Raw genomic sequence first — 21,821 nt, 5'->3', positions numbered from 1 at the left:
GCAGAGAATTAGGGGTTTGGGTAAGGCTTAAAAAACTGGTTTGCTGGGTTGATAACCATGGGCTTCTAATTGATGGCGCTGTAGAGGCATCGCCTCAAGGCTCAACCAACGGCGCTTCTTAAGTAGAGGCATTTGAGGTGGTAGGTGGCAACCTTCTATCCATTCATACTGCTCTTTACCTTGAATTGAGCTGCTGCGTAGCCTCACGTAATCGCAGCCTCCGTCGTTGCGTGGCCGCACCCACCACTGGCTCAGCATTTAATTCACATCTTCTATATCCATCTTGGCGAGGCCAGGCCTTGGTTGTGGGCTCATAAGCTGATTGGTTCAAGCCCGCTCACTACAGGCGCAACAGAGGCAAGCTCTAGGGCTGGATGATCTTCTTGTAGTTGATTCAAATTCCAATCATTTTTAAATAGCAACACAGGCCGGTCCCAACAATCACGCACGGTTTTGCAATTAAAAATACGACCCACGCTTTCAAGCATCGGCCAGCCGCCACTAACCCAACGAGCCACTGAAAAACCCAAAGGTTCTAGGCGGGTTGGCACCCCGTATTCGTTTTCAAGCCGATGTTGTACAACCTCTAGTTGCAGTTGACCCACGGCCGCAAGGATTGGATCCCGTTTGCTTTGATCGGTGTCGTAAAGAATTTGCACTGCCCCTTCTTCCCGTAATTCATTCACCCCTTTACGAAAACTTTTAAATGCAGATGGATTTGGATTACGCAACCAGGCAAAAAGTTCTGGGCTAAAACATGGGATACCTTCATACTCCACCTTGGTTCCACTATATAAAGTATCCCCAATTGCAAACATCCCAGGATTATTTAAGCCAATTACATCTCCAGGAAAGGCTTCATCCACAACCTCACGATCTTGGCCAAATAATTTCTGCGGCCGCGACAGCCGAATCGAGCGCCCGCTGCGGGCATGTTGCACGGTCATGTCTTTTTCAAACTTTCCAGAACATACCCTCACAAAAGCAACACGATCGCGATGGCGCGCATCCATATTTGCCTGCAATTTAAATACAAAGCCGCTGAAATCAGTGCTCAATGGGTCTATGGGACCTTCTCTACTTTGGCGCGCAACAGGTTTCTGGGCTAGTTCTAAGAATGTATCTAAGAATGGGTGCACACCAAAATTAGTCATGGCGCTACCAAAAAAAACTGGGGTTAGGGCGCCTGCATGCACAAGATCTAATTCTAATTCAGCCCCTGCAGTATCTAATAATTCTAACTCTTCAATTGCTTGATCTAGTAATTCAGGCTCTACCAGATTTTTAAGATTTGGATCATTTAATTGCAGCCTACTTTCAGTTGCTTGGCGTCCGCGTTCCGCCCGTTGAAATAAGATCACTTCTCTACTGCGTCGATCGATTACGCCACGAAAACGTTCACCACTACCAATCGGCCAATTAACGGCCCATGGCGCTAAACCTAATTCCTTTTCAATCTCATCTAATAATTCCAGCGGCTCCCGCCCCGGCCTGTCCATCTTATTTATAAAAGTAAATATTGGTATTTGCCGCATCTTGCACACTTCAAAAAGTTTGCGGGTTTGCGGTTCAAGGCCCTTCGCTGCATCTTCCAGCATCACAGCATTATCTGCAGCCGCTAAAGTGCGATAGGTATCCTCTGAAAAATCTTGGTGGCCTGGGGTATCTAATAAGTTGATTGTGTTGCCGTTGTAATCAAATTGCAGCACCGTAGAAGTAATAGAAATTCCCCTTTGCTTTTCAATTTCCATCCAATCTGAGGTAACGCGTCGCTGTTCACCTTTTGCTTTAACGGCCCCCGCCTGTTGAATCGCACCGCCATAAAGCAATAGCTTTTCGGTAAGGGTTGTTTTTCCCGCATCCGGATGGGAAATGATTGCAAAATTACGCCTTCTCGCAACAGCGGCCCGAAAGGCAATTTCTTCTGGGCTGCAAGTTGCCGGTTCAGTGCTGCTGGTCGTCATTCCTTAAGCCTGGCAGGTCGCAACGCCAAAACGCCAGCTATGTAGCCTTTTGAGAATCTGTGGATTTTTCTAGTGATTCGCCCAGATCCCAGTGCTTCAAGCCAAACCGTTTTTAATAATCCAGATGGTTTTGCGATGGCTTTTAGCGATGCTTGGCAGGCCTTGGAAGCACAAAAATTAAGCCGTGAAGAGCGTTTGGAGCAAGTAATGCTGCAATTGGCAAGCCATCCATTTTTGTTGCAGGCACCAGCCCAGGCGCAGGAATTAGCGGCTTTTAGGATCAGGCTGCTTGGCTATTAGTTTTTGTTTTAGCTAATAAATAGCTTTAATCAAAGCCGCTGTTTTTTTTAGTCTTCATTAATTAATCCTTTAAAGCTCAGCAACACCAAGGCTTCAGCTTTGGGCTATGAGCTTTGGGCCAGATCAATGGCCGGCATTCTCCCCCTACCGCTACCGATGGCGTATTAGCTTCCCTCGTAATACCAGATCTAGCGCCGGTGACCTCGACCCTCCAACGGCTTGAAGAGTTGAACTCAAACAATCAAGACCCCGTTGATTTCCCGATAACAGCTCCAGCTGCAAACCCTGTTTTTTATCGCACCTACAGCCGTAAAACCCCTAACGGTCGTGAAAGCTGGCAGCAGGTTTCTGAGCGAAATCTTGAAGGTTTACGGATATTGGGTGGTTTGGATCTAGCTGAAGTGGAGATGATCCGCCGCATGCAACAACGCCAAAAGTCTTTACCTTCTGGCCGTTGGCTTTGGATTGGTGGCACCGCTTGGATTGAAAAACCTGAAAATTTTTCTGGTGCTTACAACTGCACTTCCACAAATCTGGTGGATTGGCAAGCCTTCGGCTTGATGATGGATCTAGCAATGATGGGCTGCGGCACCGGCGCCATCATTGAGCCGCGATTAATCGATCGTTTGCCAACGGTGCGCAACAGCATCAGGATTAAAAGCGTTAGCGATATCGGCGTCACATCGCCTGCAGCCCGCGAAGATCGCACCAGCCATAGCATCAGTGGCCAATCCGTTCTGATCAAGGTTGGTGATACGCGTAGGGGCTGGGTTGATAGCTATCAATTGCTGCTTGAACTTTGTAGTAACGAAAGTTTTGATCCTGCTTTGCCAATAGAGATCTCGGTTGACCTATCCGATGTGCGACCCGTTGGTGAAACCCTCAAAGGATTTGGCGGCATGGCCAATCCGGTAAAGCTGAAAGATCTATACACAAGGGTTGCCCAAATCCTTAATCGGGCCAATGGCCGCAAGCTCACTTCAGTGGAATGTTGCTTACTAATCGATGAAGCAGCTGTAACGATTGTTGCTGGCAATATTCGCCGCAGCGCTGGGATGAGGCAATTTGCAGCTAATGATCAGGCTGCATCAGTTGCAAAAGACAACCTCTGGCAGCAAGACGAACAAGGCAACTGGAGCATTGATCCAGAACGCGATTCGCTGCGGATGGCAAACCATACCCGTGTATTTCACAATCGTCCTAGCCGCGATGTGGTGTACGACGCGGTATTAAAGCAATTTAATTCCGGTGAGGGGGCTATTCAATTTGCACCAGAAGCAATTGCAAGATCTAATGCAGATTTATTAAATACCCCTGAACTACGGCTTGAATTTCAAGATATTTATTGCGAGCAAGGTAGAGAAGAAGCAGGCCGTTGGTTGCAGTTAAATCATCCAGCCATCAACGATGCTGAATTAGAACATCGCCTAAATCGTTACGGCTTAAATCCTTGCGGTGAAATCCTTGGCGCTGATTTTCACTGCAACTTGGCAGAAGTTCATCTCAATCAAATTGATCCCACTGATTTGGTAGGCCAAGCCGATGCGTTTAAAGCCGCTGGTTTAGCTGTTGCTTGTTTGCTGAATCATCGCTTTGAGGTGGAACGTTATCGCCAAAGCAGGGCATGGGATCCGATTGTTGGGGTAAGTTTTACCGGCTTATTTGATTTCTTTGTGCACGCCTTTGGAACGCCATGGTTGAAATGGTGGGAGGCGGGCCGCCCCGCAAATTCTGAAGGTAAGGCCTTTAAGCAACAGGAAGCTGAATTTTTAAACCGTTGGAAGCAGATTGTTAACGAAGCGGTTTGGGAGTATTGCGATCGTCACCAGCTGCGGCGTCCAAATCGTTGCACCACGGTGCAACCTGCAGGAACAAAAAGTTTGCTTACCGGTGCATCACCCGGTTGGCATCCCCCTAAAGCTCAGCGCTTTATTCGCCGCATTACTTTCCGCAAAAACGATCCTGTAGCCCTCGCCTGTCTCGATTATGGCTACACAATCGTGCCCTCTCAAAGTGATAAAGACGACCAGGGTCGCTTGCTTGATGATCCGTTTGATCCCCGCTGCACGGAATGGCTTGTTGAGATACCCACCCAGGTGAGTTGGGCGAATTTACCCGGCGCGGATTTAGTGGAAATTAATAATTTTTCTGCCATGGCGCAATTTGATTTTTATATGCAAGTGCAGCAGCACTACACCGCCCACAACACCTCAGCCACCATTGAATTTCGCGAAAACGAAATCGAACCACTAGCTGATGCGATCTATCAAACAATTCAGCAGGGCCAGGGATACATATCGGCGGCATTACTAGCTCGTTTTGATGCCAATGCCACCTTCCCGCGTCTGCCGTTTGAACCGATTGATGAGGCCACTTATCTGCAGCTCAATGCTGAGGTGGTAACCAGGCGACGCAACCCTGATTTCTTTGATGCTTTGCAGCATTACGACAGCGGTGAATTGGTGGAGGCAGGCCCTGCTGGGTGCGATTCTGATAAATGTCTCTTGCCGCTTGCAAAGCAAGGGTAAGGAGCTTGGGCTAGGTGGTTTGACGTGTCAAACTCACTTATATGAGTGTTGGCCTGATGCTTCAGGTTCAAGCTTATGGAGGGGTGGTCGAGTGGTTGATGGCTCTGGTCTTGAAAACCAGCGAAGTGAAAGCTTCCGCGGGTTCGAATCCCGCCCCCTCCGTTTTAATCGGTTTGATGTTTTGGTTCGCTCATAGAGCTCTTGATCTGCCATGGAGCGCCTTCGCGTGAGGCTTAATGGGATCAGTTATTTCGGGCCCGGCGCATCAATGCAGGCATCCCCTCTCCCCACTCCAGGTGAAATTGAAGCAGTCGTCCCCTTATCAGAAGATCAAATCCCAGCGGATCCAGTTCCAGATGATGAACTTGATGCTGATGCCCACGACCCAGATTGGTTTGATGATGAAGCCTTTGGTGGCTCCTCTTCCGGTTTTGCTGAAGCTCCCCAGGGTTGGTAGTACCTAGTGTTTGGCGGATTGCCTCTTTGGTTTATTTGGGCACTGCTTTCAGCGGTTTTTGCCGGTACTTCTGCAGTGTTCGCAAAGGTTGGTTTAGAGGAGGTGGATCCAGATCTTGCTACTTTAGTAAGAACATTTGTTGTTTCTATATTTTTACCACTCCTTATTTTTGCAGCTGGTAAGTGGAGCAATCCATTTGTTTTGTCGCAACAAACATGGATATTTATTGTTCTTTCTGGTATTTCAACAAGTTTATCTTCTCTTTGCTTTTTTAGAGCTCTAAAAGAGGGTGATGTTTCTTTAGTGGTTCCTGTTGATCGGCTCAGTTTATTGGTAGTAGCGCTTATCGGTTTTCTCTTTTTGGGGGAGCGCCCTACTATTTATGCATGGGTGGGTTTGGTATTAATTGGTGGTGGTGGTTTGTTATTTTCCCTCGCTAAGTAGTGGGATTGGAGCGAAGCTAAAAAATTCCATCCGCTGCGCAGTTTTTCCACCCCTTGGAAGATCAACTATTCCTATGGGGGTAAGAGAGCCAAGTTGCTGCTTGATTTCTAATTCTTTATTGCCTTGTTTGGGTTCGGTTAATCGAAATAAAATACCGGAGCTACCTTGAAAGCCATTGGGTGGGCGCCAGAAGGCAAAACCGCGGGCATCTTTATTGATTGTGGTGAAGGTGGCTTTGCTATCTCCCCCTAAGGCCAAAGCAAGTAATCCAGGTTCGTAATACCGCTGACCCACCAGTAGCTTGGCAGCTTTTAGTTTTTCCCATAGGGCAGGGTTATTTTGCAAAGCTTGCCGCAGGCGAGCGGGGGGGAATAATTCTTTCGAGGTGTCTAATTTGTTTGGTAGCAATGCGCTGCCGATCCCAAAACGCACATGGCTTGCGGCAACCAACATCAGCACTGGCGGCAGCAATGCTGTGAACCAAATCCAGGGTTTTAACCATCGGGCACCATTTGCCTGGGCCTGGGCCAAGCGTTCAGCCGCCAGGGGCACTAGCAACCACCAGGTGGGAACCAGCCAACTCACCAATACCTGCATGCGGCCAGCTAAAAGTAAAAACAACAGCAGTTGTGGGATCACCAGCCAACGCAGTAATTCGCGAAATGTGCTGTATCGATCTGGTTTTTGTGGTGTTAACCCCAGCAGCAGCAATAACGCAATAGTTGGGAATAAAGCCAATATTTGGGTAAGTAAAAATAAAGGTGGGCCTGAAAAATTGAAACCCTCAGCGCCTTGAGTGCGGGCGCTATGAAATAGAAACGAAATCCAACCGTTTTGGAGGTTCCAGAGCCATAAAGGACTTGATACAACTAACCAGCCGCCAAAGGCCTGTAGCCCCTCCCAGCTAAATAGGCGTTTCCGAGTTTGGCTTTGGCTCAGGGCCCAACACAACAAACACAACAAAAGTGGCAGGGCTTGATATTTACTTAAGGTTAAAAATCCCAGCAGCAAGCCCAGCCAGCCCCAGCTAAGCCCCACGGCAAGGGCCCACACCACAGCGCTAAGGCTCAGCAGTAAAGGAGCATCCGGCAGCAACATCACGCCTCCAACCACCAGCAACAACGGCGATAGACCCGTCAAAATTGCCGTCCAAACGCCACTGCCCGGTGTTAATCGTTTGCGCGCAGCCAGTGCTAACAGGCCACTAGCGATTGTGTAACTAATCAGGCTTGGGATTCGCAGGCCAAAGCTATCGCCAGGAAATTGCCAGCCAAGCCAAGCCCAGATACCCACCATGATTGGGTGATCGTAATAACTGGCCGCTAGATGATGGCCGTAAAAAAGGTAATAAGCCTCGTCGTATCCAGGAGGCAGCAATAGGGCAATAACAATTCTTAGCCCTAGTCCCAGTAACAGGTATTTAGCAATAGTTTTCATTAGCTCAAATCCTCACTTAGCAGCAAGCACACACTGAATCCACCGTCAGGAGGATCACGAAATTCGAGCTTGCCCCCATGCAATTCCGCCACCCTGCTGGCAATCGCAAGGCCCAAACCGCAGTGGCCACTCCCGCTCCGAGAGGAATCAAGCCGATGAAAAGGCATCAAAGCTTGCTCACGTTCGCTTTGGCAGATTCCATCACCTTGATCGGTAATGCTAATAAGCACCATCGAACCCTCTTTCATGAGTTGGATTACTAATGGTGGAGCTCCATAACAAAGGGCATTATCGATTAAATTTGCAAGTGCTCTGCTGAGGGCCACCGGTTGCACTAAGGCTTGTAAAGGTTGTAAAAATAATTCCAAATATTTATCATCATATCGGGCGCTTAATTCACCAATTAATTCATTTAATGGCAGCAATATTTTTTGCTCCCCTTGCCCGCCCCCAGCAAACAGAAGAAATTGACCTGTAATCCGCTCAAGGGCGTCAAGATCGGCCTGGGCTTGGGGGCTAGCGGATTCCACCGCCAGCCTCAGCCGTAATCTGGTGATCGGGCTTTTTAGGTCGTGGGCGATCCCCGCAAGCATCGTGGCCCGTTCTGTTTCGCTTGCTTCTAATCGGGCCAGCATGGAATTAAAACGGCCGCTTAGCCGTTGCACTTCAACGGCCCCTTCTTTTGGTAATGGTGCTGGCCTTTGCTCCAAACCCACCCTGCCGAGTGCGTTCTCAAGCCTGTGCAGCGGTCTTTGCACCTCTAATAATAGAAACAATGCCCCTGCTATTACCGTGCCGCTTATTAAGGAATAGGAAGCCAACATTGGATCGGGTGGCCACCAGCGATTGCTTGGTAGTGCCACATATAACCAAACCGGTTCCAAGGGGCTTAGCAGTTCCACCCATACCCCCGCCACTCCACTTTTATTAGGGCGAACTTCAGGGCAATGGCGCAGCTGTTTACACAGTTCCAGCCTTAATTCACGATCGCGATTGCCCTGCTGGTTGCCAGCGAACTTGATATTGGTGGCAAGGGGCAAACCACTGAGCTCAGCCACCAGCGCTGGCGGAAAGCGCTCTAAAACCATCTGGCTCAGTTTTATAACCTCAGCCAGATTGCGCCCCAGCTGCTGCATCTGGGCCCGCTCCAGCCGTTGACCCAGCAGTTGCTGCAATAGGCCAAGGCTTAAAGCCCAACCGAGCGTTAAAAATAAAATAAATCTGAGCAGCATTATTTATTTGCTACGGGAGGTGCCGTCTGGAACAAACACATATCCATATCCCCAAACAGTTTGTAGATAGCGGGGTCTGGCGGGGTCTGCTTCGATCAATTTGCGTACTCTCGATACCTGCACATCCATACTGCGGCTATCTGTATCACTTGCTGGGCCGCGGGCCAATTCAATTAAACGTTCCCTTGACAAGGGGCGATGGGGATTTTGCACAAAGGCCGCCAGCAGGCCAAATTCACCACTGGTAATCACCACAGCACTGCCAGCGCGTTCCAGGGTGCGGGCGGCTAGATCGAGGCGGTTTTCACCAAATTCGATCAGCTCCCCTTGAGCCACAGGCATACCTGCTGGCATTGCGCCACGTCGCCGCAGAACCGCCTCAATCCTGGCGGTGAGTTCTCTTGGAATAAAAGGTTTTGCCAGATAATCATCGGCCCCTTGTTCAAGGCCAATGATGCGATCTACCGCTTCTCCTCTAGCCGTGAGCATCACAACAGGCAAATCATCACCTGCATCTCTGAGGCGCCGCAAAATAGTTAAACCGTCATCTCCTGGCAGCATCAAATCCAGCACCAGCAAATGGGGCCGTTGGAATTCAAGCCGCGCTTTTAGTTGTTTGCCGTCGTTAAGGGTGCGCACTTCATAGCCTTGATCACTGAGATAGGTGTTAAGCAGCTGCCTTAGTTCTGGATCGTCATCCAGCACCCAAATGGTTTGCGCCTTGGCCATGGAATGCACTATGGGAATGATCGCAGCTTTTAGATACGCCAGCTTTTAACGGGGGCGGTTGGAATAGATTTTTCTACTTTTTTGAGAGGATATGAAATCGGCGTATCTGGATTGATAATCCTCACCAATCGCACCAAGCCACCAAGTATTAAAACTAAACTCACTACTACTAATCCAATCAAAACTAAGGCGCCAAGCGTTTGAATAATCCCAAGGCCAAGACGCACTAAACCAACACTGATATTGCCGAGGGCAGTGCTGAAATAAAGCAGCGTATCTAAGCGGCTAGGTAGTTGGGAAAGGCCAAAGATCAAACCTAAGCCTGCTGCCATCCAAGCCAAAGCCAGCACCACAGCCTGCAGATGTTTTGCTGCTGGGGGTCTGCGGCGCCGCCGGGGCCTTAACGCCGATTTTTGCTTTAGCGCTTGCATCCACTCACGCTATCGAGCTCAAAGGATGGGTCAAGTAACCGGCTTGAATCATCCAGCGCATAAATTCATCAATCACCAATCCATTGGGGCATTGCACCAAGCTGAGGCCATCCACTGTGCAATCCCCTTGGCCAGTGTGATGAAGGCTAATCAAAAAATTTTCGCCGCTGAGGCCACACACCTCGGGGTCGCTGCGCACCACCACATCCAGTTCACTGCCAAGGCGAGTAATCAACCTTCTTAATTCACTCCAACTGGGCGTTTGAGTCATGGCTTTTGCCGCTCAATTGGTTGGGGGCTAGCAGGCAGCAGCGGTTTTGGTATGGGCAGCAACATTGCAACCAATGCGCAGAGGGCTACTGCGGCGATTGCCGCGCTGGGGGCAGCCCAGCTATGCACCATCGCTGGGGCAGCGGCTTGATGCTTTTGAGGCTTCAGCAAGGGCTGCTTAAAGTTCAAGCCCTGGCGTGGATCCAGCAGCATTTGATCTAAGCATTGGGTGAGATCTGCTAATTCAGCATCGTCAAGCTGTAAATCAAGCGGCGGCGTATTCGGTTGGCTGCTTATGAGTTGCAATTGATGGCCCCGTCCCCTTGGGGCTACCACCACAACTGCTGTTTTGCTTGTTTGTTTATGGGCAGCACCACTGAGCATTAGGCGCACGTAAGGCAGCACAGTTTCAACTAATGCCTCGAGGTGTTCCCGTTTGCCTTGCAGTGAAGCCCGTTGGCCAAGATTCAATTCCCATGAGGTAAGAATCGATAAAAGCAGCTCACTGTTGCTTGGGCTTTGGGGTTGAGCGCTTACGTCTGGAAGACCCTTTAATTCCAAACGACAGCTGGATTGCTCATAACGCAGGGCCATGCCTCCAAAGGAATTCATCTAGTAACCGTCCATCAAGCACGCCCCTAACCGTTGCATGCCTGCTCCCCCTGCGCAAAGCGCAAGGGTTTGCACAACTTCGCGGCGGCGCTGCGCTCCGGTTTTTTGATCCAGTAGCAAACGCACCGCCCCTCTTTTTAAATTCATCCTTTCGCTAATTAAATCGTTGTAGCGCTCTTGGAAAAGGGCCCAGCGCTGATTGGTTAATTCATCCGGCTCGCTGCTGGAAAGCAGTTGACGCAACATTGGATAAAGCCGTTGGGAAAGGCTGCACACCAAACGAATCAAGCCCTCTTGCTCTTCAATGCTCCATTCCCCCCTGCGACTTGCCCTCCTAAGGGGGTTGCGGCAGCGAGTTTTCCATAGGGCAACTCGATCTGGGAAGGGCTGTTGCAAATCCAACTGCTCACAGCTCCACAGCATCGCTTCACTGCCGTGTAGATCCAAAGCCTCTATCGCAAGTAGCAATAAATCAAGCCGTTCCATTCCTCTACGCGGTAACGGACGCTTTTGGTTTAGCGGGAGTTGAAGGTTCAAAAATAAGGGGCCGATGGCTGCGATGATGGCAGTAGAGCAGGCATATCGTCACCCCCTGCCCAATGCCGGTAGCAATGGATCAATCCCAAAACCAGCAGTTGCGGGCCTTGGTGCGGGATGTTCCAAATTTTCCAAAGCCAGGAATTTTGTTTAGAGATCTCACCCCATTAATGCGCGATCCAAACATTTGGAATTTAGTAATACAGGATCTAGCAGAGAAGTTGGAATCCCATTCACCTGAATTAATTGTGGGCATCGAAGCCCGAGGATTTTTAGTTGGGATTGCGCTTGCCTCTGCTATGGGAAAGGGTTTTGTGCCAGTGCGTAAACCAGGAAAATTACCAGGATCAGTTATTGGTATTGATTACAGCTTGGAATACGGCAGTGATCGTTTGGAAATCCAAGCTGATGCTTTAGCGGCTGGGCAAAAGGTGTTGATAATTGATGACCTTTTAGCTACAGGAGGCACAGCGGCGGCGTGTTCGGCTCTTGTGGCGAAAGTGGGCGCCGAAGTTTGCGGCTACGGATTTATCGCAGAATTAACAGATCTTTCTGGGCGGGCACGTTTAAAAGAAAATGAACCGGTAGAAGTGTTAATTAGTTATTAAAATGAAGTTATTACTGCCGCTCCTGCCAGTCGAAAACTTGATTTAATTGGCCTAAACTCAACAAACCAAAACGCCATAAGGTAACTGGCAAAGGCGCCTGCTCCTGCACCGCTTGTCGCACTCCCAAGGCCAAGGCGTCTTCGCTCAAGCCGATATCCCTGCGGATGAATTCCACAAGGGCAGATTGGGGGACGGGTTGTGGAGAGGTTGTAATTACCATGGCCTGCAGTGTGCCGCTAAAAAAAGCAGATAGCTATTAAGAAAGAATTAAAAAAGGTTTGCTTTTTAATTTGCCCACCCCCCATTTGCCATTTTTAGGCTCAATTGCCTGAGGGTTGCACTGCTTTTTAGTAGCAGCAGCAGCCTGCAGCGCAGCCAGCGCAGCAGCGGTTGCTGGTTGGAAAATATTCGCACTAAGGCATCTGTTGCCACCATGGTGCAGATCAGATCCAGCCAGCGACGTTGCTGATATCTACGCAGCATTACAGCCAAATTTGTACCCCTGAAGCGCATCCGCCTGGCTTCTGAAACCAAAACAGCTACATCGCGCCAACAAAGATTTAGGCCCTGCCCCCCCACTGGATGGCAACGGTGGGCACTTTCGCCGCAAAGCAGTTGATTGCCATGCACCAACTTTGGAACGATGCGCCATTCCACAGGAAAAGCGCCGGGTTTATCAAGCAGTGCGATTGGCTTCAGTTGGATTGGCAGAACCTGCGCTAGTGCTTCTAGCAACGCGGCTGGATCAAGAGCTGCCCTCTCCTGGCAACGTTTAAATGGGGCACTCCATACAACTTGATAGCTATTACCCCCAAGCGGAAGTACAGCTAAGGGGCCTTCTGGGCGAAACATTTCCCAAGCCGTATGGGCTGGTTGAATTCCAGCGAACTGTTGCTGCGGCTGCAATTCCAATTGCACTGTTAAACATCCCTGCCGGTATGGCCAACCATAAAATCCAATTCCCAACGCTTTGCGACTCGCTGAATTGCCACCTTCAGCAATAACTTTCAGCTGGCTTGGTGAATTGTTTATCTCGCTATCAGGATCAATAGTTTCGCCAACTCGCCACTCGATTAAGGGGTTTTGCCTGCAGCGTTCCAGCAGTAAATCCATCAAGTTTGGGTGATTAATAATCCAACCCAAATCCTGGTTATTTTGATGGAAGCAAACTGATTTATGATTGCTACTATCACTTAGTTGCAATGTTTTAAAGGCCTGACTGTTTTTAATTAATTCTTGCCAAATTCCCAGTTCCGCTAATAACTTTTTGCTGGAATGGGTAAGGGCATAGGCGCGGCTACGGCTGCGCAGTTGCTGCATTGAAGTGGGGTCGTGTAATACAACTTTCCAGCCGGCAGCCGCTAAGCCAAGAGCAGCGATGCAGCCGGTGGGTCCTGCTCCACTCACCCAGGCATAAAATGTATTTGAAGGAGCAGTGCTACCCATAAAAAAACCCGCTGCAGGAATTCTGCCGCGGGTAATTGAACTACTGCGGTTTGATTGGGGCGGATATCAACCCAAGCCAAGCAACCCGTGGGTGAAAGATTGGCCACCAAGCATATTTTCGGTAACCAAAAGGGCAATAAAACCAAGCATTGCCATGCGGCCATTTAATTTTTCTGCGCGCTCGTGGAAGCCCCAGCCATCTTCTGGGCTCACAACCTGCATGCGTGGCTCAGCTGCAAAGGCATTCAGGCGGCCGCCATCTTCAGTGGTAACGGTGGCGCCACGGATGGTGGCCTTAGAAGATGCGGTTGCAGGTGAGTTGGAATCCATGGCTCTAGAGGAAACTTTAAGAATAATAACACATTGTTGCGGTTCGTTACAAAAGCTGGCCAGTCGTGCAGGGGCCAGGCGTCTAGTTGGTAACCCCTTCGATGCGATCTTCGATCTCCTGGTACAGCTCCTGCAATTGTTGGATATTTTCTTCAGAGGTTTCCCAATAACCGCGTCCGTTCACTTCTAATAATGTGCCAACTATTCGTCGGTAGCTGTGGGGATTCAAATCCATTAAACGCTTGCGCATTTCAGCATCATTTATAAAAGTTTCATTAGCTTCTTCATATACAAAGTTATCTACGGCACCGCTGGTGGCACTCCATCCCAAAGTGAAATTGAGGCGTTTTGCCACTTCCCTCACCCCTTCGTAGCCAGAATTAAGCATCCCTTCATACCATTTGGGATTCAATAATTTTGTACGTGAATCAAGCCTGATTGTTTCACCAAGGGAGCGCACCTGGGCATTTGCGGTTGTGGTGTCTGCTATGTAACTAGTGGGTGCTTTGCCGTCTTCCCGAAGCCCAGCGATTAATTTTGTGGGATCGGAATCAAAGTAATGGCTCACATCTGTAAGGGAAATTTCGGCGGAATCCAAGTTTTGGAAAGTTACATCGGCTGTTTTCATAACCGATTCAAAAACATCCCGGTTTTGATTCATTTCACCTGGGTTGTCTGCGTTGAATGCAAAGGTTTTACGGTTTAAATACATTTCCTGCAGCTCTTCTTCCTGCTCCCAACTGCTGTTTTCAACCGCAAGGTTTACATTAGAGCTGTAGCTGCCACTGGCATTAGAAAATACCCTAGTTGCAGCATCTCGCAAGCTGCTGCCTTGAATTTCTGCCTGCTCTAAGGCATGGCGCCGCACAAAATTAAGTTCGAGCGGTTCATCAGCCTCAGCGGCTAATTTGACGCCTTGGTCAATTAATCCCATCTGGTTTATAAATAGATCTCTAAATACACCGGAACAGTTAACAACCACATCAATTCGCGGGCGGCCCAGTTCCTCAAGACTGATCAATTCTAATTTATTTACCCTACCCAAAGAATCAGCAACTGGCTTAACTCCTATAAACCAAAGTATTTGAGCTAAAGATTCGCCGTAGGTTTTTATATTATCTGTACCCCACAATACGCAAGCAATCGTTTCAGGCCAGCTACCTTGCTCAGCTTTTTGGCGTTCGATCAGTCGATCAACAACAACTTTTGCCGCAGCTATAGCCGCTCTTGTTGGTATCGACTGGGGATCCAAAGCATGAATATTTTTGCCACTTGGCAGCACCCCAGGATTCCGAATTGGGTCGCCGCCTGGCCCTGGCAGAACATATTCCCCATCCAGGGCTCGCAGCAAACTTTCCAATTCCATATCTGCGCAAATCTGCTCTAAGCAAAAACGCAAATAACTAAATAATTTATCTAAGGCCACGTTATCCACTGCTGCAAATCCAGCTTTACTGCAAGCTTTTTGCCATGGGCTTGTTAATTTGAAACCTACTTTTTCTAATAGTTGTAATAACCAGCCGAAGTTTTGGCGCAGGCTTACCCTGCCATCGCGGCCGGTAACAACTTTTACCATTGCCCCAACGGCAAGCCGGCAAGTGGCGGTAATTTTTTGATTTAGTTCTACATCTGATAACACTCCCTCATCGTTACCTTTGTAGATGCTGCTAATAGTGCGGCCAATGCTTTCAGCTAAAAGCCCTGGCAAACCCCTTAGATTTTCCTCCTCTCTTTCAAGAGCGGCAATGCTCACAAGAGTGGCAACTGCTTCTTCCGCTGTGGGTGGTTTGCCGATTGTGTGCAAACCACATGGCAGTAGCCGGCTCTCAATTTCCATGAGCTGCCGATACACCGCACCAACAACAGCATCGCGTTCTGCTTTTTCTAAGCCTTGAGAATCGTTATCAGGTAGATTTACATCTTTATCTAAATTGCATAAACGAGCGGTTTCCACGATTGCGTTAACAATCTGAACACCTCTACTGCTTTCTCTCAATTGTTGATAAGAACCAACGAGTTCGCCCAGTTCTTTTAGCCCTTTATATAGGCCGGCATTTTCGGCTGGTGGTGTGAGATAACTAATCGTAGAAGCATATCCTCTTCTTTTAGCAATCGTTGCTTCTGATGGATTGTTAGCAGCGTAATAATAAAGGTTTGGTAATTCGCCAATTAATGAATCTGGATAACAATTATCACTCATACCCATCTGTTTTCCAGGCATAAATTCAAGCGAACCGTGGGTGCCGAAATGGAGCACTGCATCAGCGCACCAAACTTTTTCAAGATATGTGTAGTAAGCAGCAAAACCGTGATGGGGGCTAGCGCTCCTTGAATAAAGCAGCCTCATCGGATCACCCTCATAGCCAAATGTGGGTTGAACTCCAACAAAAACATTGCCGAAATGTCGGCCATAAATAAGGAGGTTTTGACCATCCGAGTTGAGTTGCCCGGGTGGTTTACCCCAGTTTTCTTCTAATCTTTCCGAATAAGGGGTGAGCTTTTCATATTCAGCAACGCTCATCCTGTGGGCGATAGCTAGTTCGGGGGAACCCTCCATCGCTTCAGGATCTTTGAGAATTAATTCCATAAGTGCTTTTGCTGTTGTTGGCACATTTCCCACCTGATATCCACGGGCGCGCATCTCTTCTAAAACCCGATGAATTGAGCCAAACACATCTAAATAGGCTGCGGTGCCAACATTTCCTTTATCAGGGGGAAAGCTAAAAACAGTGATAGCTAGTTTCTTTTCAGCCCTTGGTTTTAAGCGCAGGTTGGCCCAGCGGATCGACCTTCCGGCAATTGCCTCAACGCGATCCTGCAATGTGTGAGCTTTACCGGTGGCATCATCACGGCCGCTTAGCACTATTGGTTCAATAGCCCCATCCAATTCAGGGATAGCTATTTGTAGTGCCACCTGCACTGGATGCAAACCAAGGTCACTACCTTCCCATTCCTGGGTTGTTTGAAACACCAATGGCAGTGCAACCATGTAGGGCCGGTTGAGTTTTTTCAGGGTTTCAATCGCCTTGGGATGGTCTTGGCGGGCCGGCCCCCCTACTAATGCAAATCCAGTTAACGATATAGCGGCATCAACTAAGGCTTGATTTGGATTTAAGGGATCAAAAAAGTAACTAATTACCGGTTTAGAGAAATCTAAGCCGCCACAAAATACAGGAATTACCCTTGCGCCTCTGTATTCAAGTTCTTGAATTAGTGCAACGTAGTGAGCGTCGTCGCCTGTAACGATGTGGCTCCGCTGGAGCACAAGCCCTATCAATGGCCCAGAACCTAAATCACTGCGGCTATTGCTCCAATTTAGGTATTCTTTAATATCCTCAAACATCGCAGGAGCAAGAGGATGCCATATCCCCAGATCTGGGAATACAACAGGATCTAATACGTTTATATCTGCTCTTTCACCTTCGCTAATCGGATATACATATTTATCAGCAAGCATTAATAATAAATTTTTTAGATTATCTGGAGTTCCCCCTAGCCAATACTGAAAACTAAGCATAAAGCTTCTTGCGTCTTGAGCTTTCTCAATTGGTAAATACTTCAATACTGTTGGCAAGGTATTTAATAGTTTAAGCATCGCATCTTGAAAGCTGGCTCCCCCAGCTTCTTTGCGTTTGCGCATAAATTGGGCAATCGCGCTTTTACTTTGCCCCAGTTGAGCCATTGTGAAACTACCCAACTTGTTCAATCGCATCACCTCTGGCATCGAGGGAAAGATCACCGTTGCCTTTAGGCGATCTCGATGGGGAGCAACCGCTTCAACAACTTTCTGAGCAAGATCTTCAATGAAAATCAAAGAGGCAATAAATACATCAGCCGCAGCTACATCAGCGCAAAATTGTTCGTAATTCTCTTGATCTCTTAACTCCTCAATTAAGTAACCACAAAGCTCAACTGAAAAATCAACGGATTGATCATTTAGGGCGTTTGCCGCTTGGGTTAATGAATTTTGATATTGCGGTTCTAAAACCAGATAAACCACCCGCATAACATTCCGAGAGGCGTTGGGGCCTGGGCTCACCCTGCGACTGGCGGAACGAACTTGGGTAAACATGCAGCTCTGGTTTTGATCAGTAAAGATTACGGAGTAACAGTGCCTTGCGTTGAATTTTGCTCGAATCCATGAACAAGCCTATTCCAGTTGTAGTTGCCGGGGCGCTAGGCCGGATGGGAGCTGAACTCGTTAAAACTTTGCAGGCGTGCGCCGATTGTGAGTTGGTTGCCGCGATCGACACCACCCCAGGGCAGGAGGGTGAAGATGTGGGGCTAGCCCTTGGTTTGAAAGCGCTCGAGGTGGCCGTAACGGCTGATCTTGAAGGCAGTTTGTGTATGGCTAGCCAACAGCATCCGGGCTCAGTGTTAGTGGATTTCACCCATCCCAAGGTGGTTTACAAGCACGCCAGGGCTGCGATTGCCTATGGAGTGGCGCCGGTAATTGGCACCACAGGGCTCAGCCCCGAACAGATTCAAGATCTAGCCGATTTCGCCGTTAAAGCCACGATGGGGGCAGCCGTAATCCCCAATTTTTCGGTGGGGATGGTGCTGCTTCAGCAGGCCGCTGCCGCTGCTGCTCGGTTTTACAACCACGCAGAACTGGTGGAGCTTCACCACAACCGCAAGGCGGATGCGCCAAGCGGCACCTGCATCAAAACAGCTGAATTACTCGAGGAGCTCGGCAAAAGCTTTAATTCCCCTGAGCTTGATGAACATGAAAGCTTGGCTGGCTGCCGCGGCGGATTGCGAGAAAGCGGTTTGCGGCTTCATTCGATTCGCCTGCCGGGGCTGGTGGCCCACCAGGAAGTGCAATTTGGGGCGGCTGGGGAGCGCTATGTGCTGCGCCACGACACATTTGATCGAGCCGCTTACATGCCAGGTGTATTGCTAGCTATTCGCAAGGTGCGCCAGTTGCCAGGTTTGGTTTATGGCCTAGAGCGCTTGCTGTGAAGCGTTAGCGGGCAAACTAAGCGAATGCTTCTTCCCCTAAAGCCAGGTGAACTGCAGAGGTTGATCCCTGCGGTGGCAAGTGGCCCCCAATTTAGTTTTTGTTCTGGCGGCCCCCAGCTGGTGTTACAGCGGGTTTTGATATCCACCCTCGGTGGCCTGATTCCCCTCTTGATAGCCCAGGGGGGCTTCGGCTCCCGCTGGAGCAACCTTTGGCTCGTATTCGGCCTCGTGATGCTTCTCTACGTGCTCTGGGGGCCAATCATCCAGGCCGGTGGCCGCAATGGCCAGCTACGTAAATATCCGGCGGCGGCCTTGTTTGAAGGCCAAATTAAGGATCTCTACACCAAGGAAAAACTAGAAGGGCGTCAAGAAACCACCGATAAAGAGGGCCGACTTGAATTAGTGGAAAATCGCCGCACCTGGCTTTGCCTTGAACTTGAGGATGAAGATGGTTACCTGGCGCAGTTGCGTTTTCCCCTTGATAAGGCCCATAAAACTTTGCGAAAGGGAATGACGATTCGTTGTCTTGTGCTCTCTGAACGGGCTGATTTTTCCAAAATTGCCAGGCTGTCCGATGGCTGGGTGCCCCAAGCCAAGCTTTGGGTTGGCGACTATCCCTATTTACTCAGGCCTGCTTTTGAAGAAATTTGTCTGCGACGCTTGCGGTAGCTGAATGGGGCCATAAAGCATCAGCCATGGCGCAAACTTGCAGCATCGCTGCCACATCGTGCACCCGCACCATTGTCGCTCCAGCGGCGATCGCTTTACACACAGCTGCTGCAGTTCCCCAGCTACGGGCACGAGCTCTTTTTTCGTTCAAAATTTCGCCAATAAAACGCTTTCGGCTCGGCCCTACCAGCAGCGGGTAACCATGGGCAGCTAAGCGCTGTAAGCCATCAAGTAATTCGAGATTTTGGTCTTTATTTTTGGCGAAGCCCAAGCCTGGATCCCACCACAGCTGGCTTGGCTCTACCCCAGCTGCTATCGCAGCAGCGCTGCGTTGCAACAGCTCATCTTCCACTTCCAGCACCACATTGTTGTAGTTATTTAGATCTCCCATTGATTGGCTATTACCGCGGCGATGCATCAATACATAGGGGCAAGCTGCTTTTGCTACTAAGGGCAACATTGCTGAATCAGCTGTGCCTGCAGACACATCATTTACCCAATTCACCCCGTGGGCCAGTGCCACCGCTGCTACGGGTGCATGAAATGTATCTATCGAGAGCAATAAATCAGCGGGAAGCTCGCCTGCTCGTCTGGCTTGGCAGATCAAGCTGAAAAGGGGCAGAAGCCGTTCTAATTCCTGTTCAGGGCTTAATTCGATGGCCCCCGGGCGAGTGCTTTGGGCGCCGATATCAATTATTGCGGCCCCCTGTTTTGCCATGCGAACCAAGGCTTTAAAAGCACGGTTGGGGTCGTAAAAGAGGCCCCCATCGCTAAAGGAATCAGGGGTGATATTTAAAACCCCCATCACCCTGGTTGCACGGATCAAATCTTTTATTTCAGTATGAAGTTGGCAATTCGGGCAAATCCTTCAGCTTCAAGTGAGGCACCCCCCACTAACACTCCATCGATATCAGACATCGCCATTAATTCATCGATGTTGCCAGCTTTAACCGATCCTCCGTATTGCACCGTGAGGCTTGGCTGACCCACCCAGGTGCGAATTAAACCGCAAACTCGGTTTGCCTCCTCAGAGGCACAGGTTTTACCGGTGCCGATAGCCCAGATTGGCTCGTAGGCCACCACAAGTTGGTTTGGATTGATGCCATCGAGGCCTTGTTCAACTTGGCGGCGAATCACCCTTTCGGTGTCGCCACTGCTGCGTTGTTCATCGCTTTCACCAACGCAAAGGATTGGTATCAAGCCGGCGGCTTGGGCCGTACGCGCCCGGTGGTTGATTTGTTCGTCGCTTTCGCTGAAATATTTGCGCGGTTCGCTGTGGCCAACAATTGTGTAACCAACTCCGTGTTCCAACAGCATCGCCGCTGAAATTTCGCCGGTGAAGGCGCCACTGCCCTCCCAGTGAACGTTTTGACTCGCCAATTGCACTGCACTGCCAGCGAGGGCCTGATGCATTGTTTCCAGGGCTGTAAAAGGCGGTGCCAGCACGATGCTGCGATCTCTGGGGGTATTGGCCACCAGCGGTAAAAACTGCGCTGCAAAGGCTCGCGCCTCACTGCAACTCATGTGCATTTTCCAGTTGCCGGCAATCACAACCGGACGCGATCCCTTACTCAAGCGATCCCTCTCTCAAGCAGCTCAACTTAGTTGGTGGGCTCACCTGAATAAATAAATTGCTCTGAGGCGAGATTTATCTTGTCGCCTTTCTGTAATTGGCGGGAACGACGCTTTTCAATTTCATCATTTACCTGAACCAAGCCCTGCTGAATTAGCAGTTTTGCTTCGCCACCAGTGCCCACAAGGCCTTGAAATTTAAGGAATTGATCCAATTGCATCAAACCAGAGGGGTAATCTGCGGCAATGGTTGCATCCCCTTCGGCAGGCTTCCGCAGGTTGCTGCCTTTGCTAAAGCCCCACAGGGGGCGCCTTGCGGCCGGCGGCCTTTGCATGCTGGTATTTGTGGCCTGTTGGCCCTTGCTGGCAGCTCAGGCAGGTCAATTGATCCCGGCAATCGGCAGCGGCGATTTCAGCCGTGTTTTGCGGGTTATTAGTGTTGCCTTGGCCTTATTTCTTGTGCAGAAATTGGCCCAATTCGGCCAAGACACACTGCTGGCCGCCCCTGCTTTACAGGTAAGCCAGGCCCTGCGGCGTCAATTGTTTGCCCGCCTGCAGAGATTGGAATTTGGTGTTTTAGAAAAGCTTTCCTCTGGCGATCTCACCTATCGCCTCACCGAGGATGCTGATCGCGTTGGTGAGGTTATTTATAAAACAATCCAAGACACCACACCAAGTGCGCTGCAGCTGGTAGCAGTATTTGGCTACATGGTTTTCCTGGATTGGAAGCTGTCTTTAGCCACCTTGCTGCTGGCCCCTTTGGTGGCCCTTTTGGTGAGTGTTTTTGGCGCCCGCGTGATGGGGGCAGCAGAGCGCAGTCAGCAGCAGGTAAGTGAATTAGCCGGCTTGCTTGGGGAGGCGATTAATGGCTTGCCGCTGGTGCGGGCATTTGCGGCAGAAGCTTGGTTGCAGCAGCGATTTGAAACGGAGATTGATCTACATCGCCAAGCCAGATATCGCACCATGCGCTTGCTGGCTTTACAGCACCCAGTTGTGGGTTTTATCGAAGCGGCAGGAATCCTCACGGTGCTTCTGATCGGTGCTGCCCGGATCAGTGCTGGGGGTCTGAGTGGAGCCGGTTTCAGCAGCTATGTGGCTGCTTTATTGATGTTGATCGATCCAATTTCCCATCTCACAACTAATTTCAACGAATTTCAACAAGGCCAGGCATCTTTGCGCAGGTTGCGGGCGATTGAAGAAGAGCCGGTTGAACCCCCCGATATGCCAGGGGCAATAGCGCTTCCGCAGCTGCAGGGACGCTTGGAATTGGATCAGGTGAGTTTTGGCTACAGC

At 49.6% G+C, this 21,821-nt stretch carries 24 protein-coding genes and 1 tRNA gene; 9 read left to right on the top strand and 16 right to left on the bottom strand.

Translation table 11 applies throughout. The annotated features are described in order from the left end of the window. Positions 1 to 27: 27 nt before the first annotated feature. Together KB557_RS01610 and KB557_RS01605 are read right to left on the bottom strand one after the other, a co-directional pair. Positions 28 to 258: a hypothetical protein gene (locus KB557_RS01610; RefSeq protein ID WP_255131051.1), complete on the bottom strand. Its 231-nt coding sequence runs from the start codon at positions 256 to 258 to the stop codon at positions 28 to 30. Between the two features lie 53 nt (positions 259 to 311). Next, positions 312 to 1,964, bottom strand: coding sequence for a peptide chain release factor 3 (locus KB557_RS01605; protein ID WP_255131050.1), 1,653 nt, complete (start codon positions 1,962 to 1,964; stop codon positions 312 to 314). Positions 1,965 to 2,036: 72 nt separating this feature from the next. On the opposite strand from KB557_RS01605, the gene KB557_RS01600 reads away from it, so the two are divergent. The 5 genes from KB557_RS01600 to KB557_RS01580 all read left to right on the top strand — a co-directional run bounded on the left by KB557_RS01600 (position 2,037) and on the right by KB557_RS01580 (position 5,693). Then, a complete protein-coding gene (locus KB557_RS01600; protein WP_255131049.1) occupies positions 2,037 to 2,264 on the top strand; it encodes a hypothetical protein in 228 nt (75 codons plus the stop codon). Between the two features lie 197 nt (positions 2,265 to 2,461). Beyond that, positions 2,462 to 4,792, top strand: a complete 2,331-nt coding sequence (gene nrdJ / locus KB557_RS01595) for a ribonucleoside-triphosphate reductase, adenosylcobalamin-dependent (protein ID WP_255131065.1) — start codon at positions 2,462 to 2,464, stop codon at positions 4,790 to 4,792. Between the two features lie 77 nt (positions 4,793 to 4,869). Further along, positions 4,870 to 4,954 (top strand) — tRNA-Ser (locus tag KB557_RS01590). Between the two features lie 49 nt (positions 4,955 to 5,003). After that, complete coding sequence (locus tag KB557_RS01585) at positions 5,004 to 5,249, top strand: hypothetical protein (RefSeq protein ID WP_255131048.1); 246 nt, start codon at positions 5,004 to 5,006, stop codon at positions 5,247 to 5,249. Between the two features lie 75 nt (positions 5,250 to 5,324). Then, positions 5,325 to 5,693, top strand: coding sequence for an EamA family transporter (locus tag KB557_RS01580; RefSeq protein WP_255131047.1), 369 nt, complete (start codon positions 5,325 to 5,327; stop codon positions 5,691 to 5,693). On the opposite strand, the gene KB557_RS01575 is transcribed toward KB557_RS01580, so the two are convergent. The 7 genes from KB557_RS01575 to KB557_RS01545 are packed head-to-tail and all read right to left on the bottom strand — an operon-like array spanning position 5,673 to position 10,941. Beyond that, entirely contained in the window at positions 5,673 to 7,130 is a 1,458-nt protein-coding gene (locus KB557_RS01575; RefSeq protein ID WP_255131046.1) for a glycosyltransferase family 39 protein, read from the bottom strand. The two genes, KB557_RS01580 and KB557_RS01575, sit on opposite strands and share 21 nt — an antisense overlap. Further along, the gene (locus KB557_RS01570; protein WP_255131045.1) at positions 7,130 to 8,362 is read right to left on the bottom strand and encodes an ATP-binding protein; all 1,233 of its coding nucleotides are present in this window, start codon (positions 8,360 to 8,362) and stop codon (positions 7,130 to 7,132) included. The genes KB557_RS01575 and KB557_RS01570 overlap by 1 nt, the downstream gene beginning before the upstream one ends. 3 nt (positions 8,363 to 8,365) lie before the next feature. Next, positions 8,366 to 9,091: a response regulator gene (locus KB557_RS01565; RefSeq protein ID WP_255131044.1), complete on the bottom strand. Its 726-nt coding sequence runs from the start codon at positions 9,089 to 9,091 to the stop codon at positions 8,366 to 8,368. Positions 9,092 to 9,120: 29 nt separating this feature from the next. Next, positions 9,121 to 9,522 carry a hypothetical protein gene (locus KB557_RS01560; protein ID WP_255131043.1) on the bottom strand — a complete coding sequence of 134 codons (402 nt, stop codon included), beginning with the start codon at positions 9,520 to 9,522 and terminating at the stop codon, positions 9,121 to 9,123. Between the two features lie 4 nt (positions 9,523 to 9,526). Beyond that, complete coding sequence (locus tag KB557_RS01555; protein ID WP_255131042.1) at positions 9,527 to 9,793, bottom strand: hypothetical protein; 267 nt, start codon at positions 9,791 to 9,793, stop codon at positions 9,527 to 9,529. Next, on the bottom strand, positions 9,790 to 10,404 hold the full coding sequence (locus KB557_RS01550; protein WP_255131041.1) for a DUF4335 domain-containing protein: 615 nt from the start codon (positions 10,402 to 10,404) through the stop codon (positions 9,790 to 9,792). Before KB557_RS01550 ends, KB557_RS01555 begins: the two co-directional genes overlap by 4 nt. Further along, a complete protein-coding gene (locus KB557_RS01545; protein ID WP_315856177.1) occupies positions 10,405 to 10,941 on the bottom strand; it encodes a DUF3038 domain-containing protein in 537 nt (178 codons plus the stop codon). A gap of 74 nt (positions 10,942 to 11,015) precedes the next feature. On the opposite strand from KB557_RS01545, the gene KB557_RS01540 reads away from it, so the two are divergent. Beyond that, on the top strand, positions 11,016 to 11,549 hold the full coding sequence (locus tag KB557_RS01540; protein ID WP_255131040.1) for an adenine phosphoribosyltransferase: 534 nt from the start codon (positions 11,016 to 11,018) through the stop codon (positions 11,547 to 11,549). 10 nt (positions 11,550 to 11,559) lie between these two features. Here KB557_RS01540 and KB557_RS01535 read toward each other — a convergent pair whose 3' ends face one another. The 4 genes from KB557_RS01535 to KB557_RS01520 all read right to left on the bottom strand — a co-directional run bounded on the left by KB557_RS01535 (position 11,560) and on the right by KB557_RS01520 (position 17,397). After that, complete coding sequence (locus KB557_RS01535; RefSeq protein WP_255131039.1) at positions 11,560 to 11,769, bottom strand: DUF2949 domain-containing protein; 210 nt, start codon at positions 11,767 to 11,769, stop codon at positions 11,560 to 11,562. Between the two features lie 65 nt (positions 11,770 to 11,834). After that, on the bottom strand, positions 11,835 to 12,995 hold the full coding sequence (locus KB557_RS01530) for an FAD-dependent monooxygenase (RefSeq protein WP_255131038.1): 1,161 nt from the start codon (positions 12,993 to 12,995) through the stop codon (positions 11,835 to 11,837). Between the two features lie 66 nt (positions 12,996 to 13,061). After that, positions 13,062 to 13,325 (bottom strand): chlorophyll a/b-binding protein, encoded by a 264-nt coding sequence (locus KB557_RS01525; protein ID WP_255131037.1) that lies wholly within the window; start codon positions 13,323 to 13,325, stop codon positions 13,062 to 13,064. Positions 13,326 to 13,407: 82 nt separating this feature from the next. Then, positions 13,408 to 17,397 (bottom strand): magnesium chelatase subunit H, encoded by a 3,990-nt coding sequence (locus tag KB557_RS01520; RefSeq protein WP_255131036.1) that lies wholly within the window; start codon positions 17,395 to 17,397, stop codon positions 13,408 to 13,410. Positions 17,398 to 17,465: 68 nt separating this feature from the next. Between KB557_RS01520 and dapB the strand changes: the two genes are divergently transcribed. Together dapB and KB557_RS01510 are read left to right on the top strand one after the other, a co-directional pair. After that, the gene (gene dapB / locus KB557_RS01515) at positions 17,466 to 18,287 is read left to right on the top strand and encodes a 4-hydroxy-tetrahydrodipicolinate reductase (RefSeq protein ID WP_255131035.1); all 822 of its coding nucleotides are present in this window, start codon (positions 17,466 to 17,468) and stop codon (positions 18,285 to 18,287) included. A gap of 24 nt (positions 18,288 to 18,311) precedes the next feature. Continuing rightward, positions 18,312 to 18,956 carry a hypothetical protein gene (locus KB557_RS01510; RefSeq protein ID WP_255131034.1) on the top strand — a complete coding sequence of 215 codons (645 nt, stop codon included), beginning with the start codon at positions 18,312 to 18,314 and terminating at the stop codon, positions 18,954 to 18,956. Here KB557_RS01510 and folP read toward each other — a convergent pair. From folP to KB557_RS01495, 3 genes are read right to left on the bottom strand one after another with little or no spacing between them, the layout of a single operon-like run. Next, positions 18,913 to 19,761 (bottom strand): dihydropteroate synthase, encoded by an 849-nt coding sequence (gene folP / locus KB557_RS01505; protein WP_255131033.1) that lies wholly within the window; start codon positions 19,759 to 19,761, stop codon positions 18,913 to 18,915. The genes KB557_RS01510 and folP overlap by 44 nt on opposite strands. 26 nt (positions 19,762 to 19,787) lie before the next feature. Beyond that, positions 19,788 to 20,531 (bottom strand): triose-phosphate isomerase, encoded by a 744-nt coding sequence (gene tpiA, locus KB557_RS01500; RefSeq protein WP_255131032.1) that lies wholly within the window; start codon positions 20,529 to 20,531, stop codon positions 19,788 to 19,790. 26 nt (positions 20,532 to 20,557) lie between these two features. Next, positions 20,558 to 20,749 carry an RNA-binding S4 domain-containing protein gene (locus KB557_RS01495; RefSeq protein ID WP_255131031.1) on the bottom strand — a complete coding sequence of 64 codons (192 nt, stop codon included), beginning with the start codon at positions 20,747 to 20,749 and terminating at the stop codon, positions 20,558 to 20,560. Positions 20,750 to 20,774: 25 nt separating this feature from the next. Between KB557_RS01495 and KB557_RS01490 the strand changes: the two genes are divergently transcribed. Continuing rightward, positions 20,775 to 21,821, top strand: a 1,047-nt coding sequence (locus KB557_RS01490) for an ABC transporter ATP-binding protein (protein WP_255131030.1), incomplete at its 3' end; no start/stop codon positions are given.

The organism is Synechococcus sp. Cruz CV12-2-Slac-r, assembly GCF_024346075.1.
Lineage (GTDB): Bacteria > Cyanobacteriota > Cyanobacteriia > PCC-6307 > Cyanobiaceae > Synechococcus_D.
The sequence above is the reverse complement of the archived record's forward strand: the minus strand, read 5'-3'. Positions and strand labels throughout refer to the sequence as shown.

Excerpts from the sequence above, each read along its gene's own strand:
- KB557_RS01525 (WP_255131037.1), bottom strand. The coding sequence starts at position 13,325 with ATGGATTCCAACTCACCTGCAACCGCATCTTCTAAGGCCACCATCCGT.
- folP (WP_255131033.1), bottom strand. The coding sequence starts at position 19,761 with ATGGGGGTTTTAAATATCACCCCTGATTCCTTTAGCGATGGGGGCCTC.
- KB557_RS01520 (WP_255131036.1), bottom strand. The coding sequence starts at position 17,397 with ATGTTTACCCAAGTTCGTTCCGCCAGTCGCAGGGTGAGCCCAGGCCCC.
- KB557_RS01535 (WP_255131039.1), bottom strand. The coding sequence starts at position 11,769 with ATGGTAATTACAACCTCTCCACAACCCGTCCCCCAATCTGCCCTTGTG.
- KB557_RS01585 (WP_255131048.1), top strand. The coding sequence starts at position 5,004 with ATGGAGCGCCTTCGCGTGAGGCTTAATGGGATCAGTTATTTCGGGCCC.
- KB557_RS01570 (WP_255131045.1), bottom strand. The coding sequence starts at position 8,362 with ATGCTGCTCAGATTTATTTTATTTTTAACGCTCGGTTGGGCTTTAAGC.
- KB557_RS01510 (WP_255131034.1), top strand. The coding sequence starts at position 18,312 with ATGCTTCTTCCCCTAAAGCCAGGTGAACTGCAGAGGTTGATCCCTGCG.
- KB557_RS01540 (WP_255131040.1), top strand. The coding sequence starts at position 11,016 with ATGGATCAATCCCAAAACCAGCAGTTGCGGGCCTTGGTGCGGGATGTT.
- KB557_RS01565 (WP_255131044.1), bottom strand. The coding sequence starts at position 9,091 with ATGGCCAAGGCGCAAACCATTTGGGTGCTGGATGACGATCCAGAACTA.
- KB557_RS01495 (WP_255131031.1), bottom strand. The coding sequence starts at position 20,749 with ATGCAATTGGATCAATTCCTTAAATTTCAAGGCCTTGTGGGCACTGGT.
- KB557_RS01530 (WP_255131038.1), bottom strand. The coding sequence starts at position 12,995 with ATGGGTAGCACTGCTCCTTCAAATACATTTTATGCCTGGGTGAGTGGA.
- dapB (WP_255131035.1), top strand. The coding sequence starts at position 17,466 with ATGAACAAGCCTATTCCAGTTGTAGTTGCCGGGGCGCTAGGCCGGATG.
- KB557_RS01575 (WP_255131046.1), bottom strand. The coding sequence starts at position 7,130 with ATGAAAACTATTGCTAAATACCTGTTACTGGGACTAGGGCTAAGAATT.
- KB557_RS01550 (WP_255131041.1), bottom strand. The coding sequence starts at position 10,404 with ATGAATTCCTTTGGAGGCATGGCCCTGCGTTATGAGCAATCCAGCTGT.
- KB557_RS01555 (WP_255131042.1), bottom strand. The coding sequence starts at position 9,793 with ATGACTCAAACGCCCAGTTGGAGTGAATTAAGAAGGTTGATTACTCGC.
- KB557_RS01605 (WP_255131050.1), bottom strand. The coding sequence starts at position 1,964 with ATGACGACCAGCAGCACTGAACCGGCAACTTGCAGCCCAGAAGAAATT.
- KB557_RS01560 (WP_255131043.1), bottom strand. The coding sequence starts at position 9,522 with ATGCAAGCGCTAAAGCAAAAATCGGCGTTAAGGCCCCGGCGGCGCCGC.
- KB557_RS01610 (WP_255131051.1), bottom strand. The coding sequence starts at position 258 with ATGCTGAGCCAGTGGTGGGTGCGGCCACGCAACGACGGAGGCTGCGAT.